This is a genomic window from Vibrio sp. V33_P6A3T137, from assembly GCF_009904835.1.
Lineage (GTDB): Bacteria > Pseudomonadota > Gammaproteobacteria > Enterobacterales > Vibrionaceae > Vibrio > Vibrio metschnikovii.
The window spans coordinates 1-7,271 of the sequence record NZ_WXWK01000134.1; the positions used below are offsets into that span (position 1 = coordinate 1).

Annotated in this window: 7 protein-coding genes; 6 read left to right on the top strand and 1 reads right to left on the bottom strand. The window is 44.6% G+C overall.

The annotated features are described in order from the left end of the window. Nucleotides 1-49 precede the first annotated feature (49 nt). From CAG60_RS12605 to CAG60_RS12630, 6 genes are all read left to right on the top strand, one after another. On the top strand, nucleotides 50-1,006 hold the full coding sequence (locus CAG60_RS12605; RefSeq protein ID WP_161439065.1) for an endonuclease/exonuclease/phosphatase family protein: 957 nt from the start codon (nucleotides 50-52) through the stop codon (nucleotides 1,004-1,006). A gap of 135 nt (nucleotides 1,007-1,141) precedes the next feature. Beyond that, nucleotides 1,142-1,486, top strand: coding sequence for a YajD family HNH nuclease (locus CAG60_RS12610; protein WP_004394845.1), 345 nt, complete (start codon nucleotides 1,142-1,144; stop codon nucleotides 1,484-1,486). Nucleotides 1,487-1,522: 36 nt separating this feature from the next. Then, the gene (locus CAG60_RS12615) at nucleotides 1,523-2,119 is read left to right on the top strand and encodes a TetR/AcrR family transcriptional regulator (protein WP_161439066.1); all 597 of its coding nucleotides are present in this window, start codon (nucleotides 1,523-1,525) and stop codon (nucleotides 2,117-2,119) included. Between the two features lie 99 nt (nucleotides 2,120-2,218). Then, nucleotides 2,219-3,256 carry an NADP-dependent oxidoreductase gene (locus CAG60_RS12620; RefSeq protein WP_161439067.1) on the top strand — a complete coding sequence of 346 codons (1,038 nt, stop codon included), beginning with the start codon at nucleotides 2,219-2,221 and terminating at the stop codon, nucleotides 3,254-3,256. A 12-nt stretch (nucleotides 3,257-3,268) separates the two neighbouring features. Next, complete coding sequence (locus CAG60_RS12625) at nucleotides 3,269-3,883, top strand: glutathione S-transferase family protein (RefSeq protein ID WP_161439068.1); 615 nt, start codon at nucleotides 3,269-3,271, stop codon at nucleotides 3,881-3,883. Nucleotides 3,884-4,020: 137 nt separating this feature from the next. Next, entirely contained in the window at nucleotides 4,021-5,421 is a 1,401-nt protein-coding gene (locus CAG60_RS12630; RefSeq protein WP_158144834.1) for an HD-GYP domain-containing protein, read from the top strand. 61 nt (nucleotides 5,422-5,482) lie between these two features. Here the strand turns inward: CAG60_RS12630 and CAG60_RS12635 are convergent, their stop codons facing one another. Continuing rightward, complete coding sequence (locus tag CAG60_RS12635; RefSeq protein WP_161439069.1) at nucleotides 5,483-7,087, bottom strand: ABC-F family ATPase; 1,605 nt, start codon at nucleotides 7,085-7,087, stop codon at nucleotides 5,483-5,485. Between the last annotated feature and the right edge of the window lie 184 nt (nucleotides 7,088-7,271).

The following is a 7,271-nucleotide window of genomic DNA, read 5'->3' on the forward strand; positions in this document are numbered from 1 at the left end:
TTTTAAAGGAGGTATAAGATCAACTTAAACGCGACTGACGAGAATACTTATGACGATAACCTTGGCCACGATTAACCTGTTTAACTACTTAGAGCCGCCCAACGCATTTTATCAATTTGATAATATATACACTAATGAACAGTGGCAGAAAAAAAACGCTTGGTTTGCAACTAAAATTCAGCAGTTGAACGCAGATGTGATTGGTTTTCAAGAAGTGTTCAGTTTTGCAGCGCTACGCCAACAAATGAATGCTCTGGGTTACCCGCACGTGGTGTGTATCGATAGCCCAATGATTGAAGATGACTACATTTATCGCCATCCAGTGGTCGCGCTGGCTTCTCGTTACCCTTTAACCCAAGTAAGCCCATTACAAGCTTTTCTCCCTGAGCAAAACCAAACGTTCAGTTTTCATCGTATTCCTCTGCACGCGACGATTGAAGTCCCAAAACTTGGGGCTATCGATGTGTATGTCGTGCACTTTAAATCTCAGCGCGCTACGGAAGCCGCCCAAGCTCCGAACAATCTGGTGGAAGAATGGCAACAAGAAACTCTTGGCCGTTGGTTATCTACCGTGCAGCGTGGCTTTGAAGTCAATTTAACCCATCAATATATTATTCATACTCGCCAAAAAACTCAGCGCCCGTTTGTACTAATGGGGGATTTTAATAAGCCTTTGCATCATGAAGAGTTTCAAGGTTTGATGTCTCAAGCTTTGTATCGTAAACCAGAAACGCAAGATCCTCTGAGTAATTATGCATTTTACGACAGTTGGGATATCTATAGCGAAGCAACCGGTCAAATGCGCCAAGCGACTTATTATGCAGGAGCCACGGGATTGGTGCTCGACTACATTCTACTTTCCGCCGACTTTTCTCCCTTATCAACAGCCCCTAAAGGCAATATCAGCGGCTATACGGTTTTGGATCAGCATTTAATTAACCCAAGTTTTGCTGATGATAGTTTTAGTACCGATCATGCTTTGGTGGCGGTGACAATCACAGTTTAGCTGTTAGTCACCCTCTATTAGGCAAAACCTAGCCCTGAGCGCTTTCTCTCCGACAAAAACCTCATACAAGCTTTGCTCTGCGGCGGCTTTTAGTCTTTAATATCGTCAAAGAAAATTTAAAGATAGGAAAGCAATATGTCGTCGGATTTTTACGGTTCGAGTGCAAATTACGCACGTAAAGAAAGTGGTTACCGAGAAAAAGCGCTCAAACTTTACCCATGGGTATGTGGTAAATGTGCTCGGGAATTTGTTTACTCCAACTTGCGCGAGTTAACCGTGCACCATAAAGATCATGATCACACCAATAATCCGGAAGATGGCAGCAATTGGGAGCTGCTATGCTTATATTGTCACGATCATGAGCATTCAAAGTATCTCGAACATGAACGTTACGGCGTTGAGTCAACCGCTAAGCTTGATGAGCACCAAAGCGCGACTTACAACCCGTTTGCCGATTTAGCTAAAATGATGAAAAAATAACTAGACGACTGGTCTAGTTATTTTTATAGTGTCGTCATGAACATGAAAACCAATGATACTCGTCAACATATTTTAGATGTCGGCTACCAACTGGTGGTGAGTAAAGGCTTTACCAATGTTGGCCTATCTGAATTGTTAAAAACCGCTGACGTACCAAAAGGCTCGTTTTATCATTACTTTAAATCGAAAGAGCAATTTGGCGAGGCATTAATCAATGATTACTTTGCTGATTACTCACAGCGAATTCATGACCTATTTGCCGAACAACACGGCACCGCTTACCAGCGATTAATGCGCTATTGGCAATACTGGCATGAGCAAAGTGAAGGTCAGTGCCATGCGCAGCGCTGTTTAGTGGTCAAGTTAAGTGCTGAAGTCGCTGATCTTTCTGATGCAATGCGCATCGCACTATTGAATGGGGCGAATGCCATTATCCATGCGATTGCTCAATGTATTGAGCAAGGTGTCAATGAAGGCTCAATTTACGTTCAGCACAGCCAGCTAACCGCTGAGCTGTTGTATAATTTGTGGATTGGCGCGAGCCTACTGAGTAAACTTCGTCAAGATAATCAAGGGCTTGCTCAAGCACTTATCACCACCGAGCAAATATTACAAGGCAAACCTGTAAGTTAAACCAGTGGCTTGTCTATATAGAATACCGCTATTTCGATAGCGGTTTTTTACCCACGAAAATTAGACGACTGGTCTAATTTAATAACTGGAATTTGATGTATGACTCAAACGATCAACCGCCAAATCGTACTGGCTTCTCGGCCACATGGTGCCCCGACTGACAGTAACTTTCGTTTACAACACGTAGCCAAACCAACTCCTGCGCAAGGTGAAGTATTACTGCGCACCATTTACCTTTCTCTCGACCCTTATATGCGTGGACGCATGAGCGATGCTAAATCCTATGCTGAACCTGTTGCGATTGATGATGTGATGGTCGGTGGCACTGTATGCCAAGTTGAAACCTCGCATCACCCAGACTTTACTGTTGGTGAGTGGGTGCTTGCTTATACTGGTTGGCAAGATTACGCCATCTCTAATGGTGAAGGCATATTGAAACTGGGGCGAGATCCGATAACCCCTTCCTATGCATTAGGCGTGATGGGGATGCCCGGTTTTACCGCTTACATGGGACTACTGGATATTGGTCAGCCTAAAGCAGGGGAAACCTTGGTTGTCGCCGCAGCAACTGGCCCTGTAGGCGCAACCGTCGGCCAGATTGGCAAAATCAAAGGTTGTCACGTAGTCGGTATTGCAGGCGGAGAAGAAAAATGCCGTTATGCCAAACAAGTACTGGGATTTGATGAGTGTCTTGATCACAAAGCGGATGATTTTGCTCAGCAACTCGCCCAAGCCTGCCCACAAGGCATCGATGTTTACTATGAGAATGTTGGCGGCAAAGTCTTTGATGCGGTATTACCGCTGCTGAATACTTCAGCTCGCGTTCCTGTTTGTGGTTTAGTTTCCCAATATAACGCGACCGCGCTACCTACTGGCCCCGACCGCTTACCACTACTGATGGGCACTCTACTCACTAAGCGCATTCGTATGCAAGGCTTTATCATCTTTGATGATTACGGCGATCGTTATAGCGAATTTGCCCGCGAGATGAGTCAATGGCTTAGCCAAGGAAAAATCCACTACCGCGAGCAAATCATCTCCGGTTTAGACAATGCACCACAAACCTTTATCGGTTTACTGGAAGGTAAAAACTTTGGCAAAGTGGTGATTGAAGTCAATCAACCACTTTCAATCTAAAAGGAAAAAATCATGATCATCCTGCATCATCTTAATCAATCACGCTCAAAGCGGATTATCTGGTTACTGGAAGAATTGGCACTCGACTATCAAATTGTCGCTTATCAACGGGATAAAGCGACGTTTCTCGCACCACCCGAACTAAAAACCGTACACCCTCTCGGTAAATCACCTGTCCTTGAAGATGATGGACTGATCGTTACCGAATCGGGGGCGATCACCGATTATTTAATTGACAAATACGGCCGACAATTTGCTCCGCAACGTGGCAGTGTTGATTACGTTCACTATCAACAATGGCTACATTTTGCTGAAAGCTCTGCAATTTTACCGTTATTATTACAGATGTTTGTCGCAAAAGATGGTTGTCAAACCAACTTTTTAAAAGGCTATGCTGATCACGAAGCAGCGCAAGTAATGCGCTATTTTGACCAATCTTTAGTCGATAAAACCTATTTGGTCGCCGAGCAACTCACAGGGGCTGATATCATGATGTCATTTATTGCTGAGATTTTGGTCAAAGATGGTGTCATCGAACACTATCCAAATATTGCGCGTTATTTGCGTCAGTTGGCCACACACCCCGCTTATCAAAAAGCCAATCAAGTCGAAGCGCAATACGCTTAGTCTTAGGGTAATCATCAACATCGCACGGCATAAATTAATGCGGTGCGATTTATCGATACTCGCTGATTTCTCGCCTATCCGCTCGACAATCGACTAAGCTAAGGATATCCGTAACAAGCTATTGAGAGCCGTCCTTAATGCATGAAAATTCGATATTAGAAAACCACATACCGCAACCTTATTCTAAGCCCCTCATGCCGCTCTCTGAACTGATGTTAGCCTTAACTGCCGCACTCGATATGACGGAAGGGCAACCGCCAGAGCATTGTATTCGTTGCTGCTGGATTGGCATGCACATTGGCCAAGCGATTGGCCTAGATGAGACACAACGCCACGATCTGTTTTTTACCTTATTACTCAAAGATGCGGGCTGTAGTAGTAACGCGGCGCGAATTTGTGAGTTATACATGACCGATGATCGTACATTTAAACGTAATTACAAAACCATCGGCACCAGCTTATCCAGCGCGATAAATTTTGTCATCAAACATGCAGGTGCTGGGCAAAGTTGGATAGAAAGGATCAGCACAACGCTGGATATATTGAAAAATGGCGGTGATTACGCACAAGAATTAATTCAAACTCGCTGCACGCGGGGCGCTGACATTGCTCGTGAGCTGCGCTTATCTGAACCGGTTGCGCTAGGTATCCACAGTTTAGATGAACATTGGGACGGCAAGGGTAGACCCGAACAATTGCAGCAAGAACAAATTCCACTTTACTCTCGTATCGCCCTACTCTCTCAAGTGGTGGACGTATTTCAATACCAACACAATCTCTCAACCGCTTTACAAGAAGTGCAATCACGCAGTGGTCAATGGTTTGACCCAGCGTTAGTGGATACTCTGGTCTCTATTGCTAAAACTGAATCGTTTGTTGATGGGCTCAAAGCGCAAGATATACGCCAACGTATAATGGCAATGGCTCCGGCTCAAGCGAATATTTATCTCGATGATGATTATTTCGATGATATTGTTAGTGCCTTTGGCAAAATTGTCGACGCGAAAAGTCCCTATACCGCCGATCACAGCCAACGCGTAGCGATATATGCTGATTTAATCGCCGAACAGCTAGGTATTGACCCGCTCGAACGTCGTTGGCTAAAACGCGCGGCTTTGCTGCATGACTTGGGTAAACTTGGGGTCAGTAATACCATTTTGGATAAACCCGATAAGCTCAACGATCAAGAATGGGAAGCCGTTAAAGCTCACGCCTCACTTACTGAACAAATCTTAATCAACATCTCAGCTTTCCGCTCTTTGGCAACCATTTCAGCCGCTCATCACGAGAAACTCGATGGGACCGGTTATCCGCGACAATTAGCAGGCGAAGAGATTTCACTAATGACTCGGATCATCACTACCGCTGACATCTTCGATGCGATTACCGCTGAAAGGCCATATCGCGGCGCGATTCCTATCCCTCAGGCACTAGCAATAATGCAAGACAACCTACACACCGCGATTGATGTGGATTGCTTTAATGCATTAACCATCGCGATTAAAAAACTGCCTGAGTGGCAATCAATCGATCTTTAATAAGACTATAAAGATGAACCGCCACGATTATCTAACCATCGTGGCGATCGGTATAACAAACCTAAGCGGCGCTGAGTAGTTTTTCTTGATGGGCAAGATACTCGTTATAAGTGCCTTGAAAGACTTGCAGGCGCTGATCTTTAATTTCAATAATCGACGTCGCCAAAGAAGATACGAACTCTCGGTCATGACTAACAAAAATCAAGGTACCTTTATAACCTTTTAGCGCCGTGTTTAGCGCTTCAATCGCTTCCATATCCATGTGGTTGGTTGGTTCATCCATGACTAAAACGTTGACGTCTAACATCATCAATTTACCAAACATTAAGCGGTTTTTTTCTCCACCGGAGCAGCTTTTGGCTTTTTTGTTGGCATCATCGGCACTAAACAGCAGACGCCCCAAAATACCACGTACAATCAGATCATCATGCTTTGCGGTGCGCCATTGTGAAATCCACTCAAAGACGGTTAAATCGTTATCAAAATCGGCGGTGTTATCTTGAGGACAATAACCGATGGAGGCATTTTCTGACCATTTGACTACGCCTTGCGTTTGAGCCAATTCACCGACTAAACAGCGCAATAAGGTACTTTTACCGACACCATTTTCACCAATTACCGCCAATCGAGTTCCCGCTTCTAGCAACAAGTTACCTTTTTCAAATAATGGCCCTTCATCGAAGGCATGGGCTAGCTCTTGTAACTCAAGGGCTTGACGATGTAGTTTTTTCCCTTCACCAAAGGTAATATGTGGACTTACTCGGCTACTTGATTTCACTTCATCAAGTTTAATTTTATCCATTTTCTTGGCACGTGAACTGGCTTGCTTAGCTTTTGAAGCGTTGGCACCAAAACGGTTGACGAAATCTTGTAACTCATTCAGCTCAGCGTTTTTTTTGGCATTCCCCGCTAGCAGTTGCTCACGAATCAAGCTTGATGCTTCTAAGAAATAATCATAATTACCCGGATAAATCCGTAGCTCACCATAATCAATATCAGCCATATGGGTACAGACGGCATTTAAGAAGTGGCGATCGTGAGAGATGATGATCATGGTACATTTGCGCTGCTTCAACTCTTCTGCTAACCAGTTAATGGTATGAATGTCCAAGTTGTTGGTCGGCTCATCAAGCAATAAAATATCGGGGTTAGCAAACAGAGCTTGCGCTAATAAGACACGCAGTTTCCAACCAGGAGCGACTTGCTGCATCAAACCAAAATGCAGCGATTCTTCAATGCCTGCTTGCAGTAGAATATCTCCCGCGCGACTTTCCGCAGTATAACCATCCATCTCGGCAAATTCGCTTTCTAGCTCAGCGACTGCCATGCCATCGGCTTCACTCATTTCAGGTAATGAGTAAATTCGTTCACGTTCTTGTTTAATTTCCCACAGCTTACGATCGCCCATGATCACGGTATCAATCACGCTAAATTGCTCAAAGGCAAATTGATCTTGACTCAACACGCCGAGCTTCAAACCAGGCGTCATCGAAACGTTACCAGAGCTTGGTGTCAGCGCACCACTGAGGATCTTCATGAATGTCGACTTACCACATCCATTCGCACCGATTAACCCATAACGGTTACCGTTGCCGAATTTAGCAGAAATGTTTTCAAATAAGGGTTCTGCACCAAATTGCATGGTGATGTTGGCAGTAGAGATCAAAGAAGTCTTCCTAGGTATGAATATGAACGAGCCGTTGGGTGACAACCGATAACGGTCACACACCAATTAATAGGTATTGATACCGTAATGATGCCCCGACATCGGACTGGCCATCGGTGAACATCATCAGGGTATAGATAGGCGGCGAATTATACAGGTTTATCACACAAATGATAGATATGAG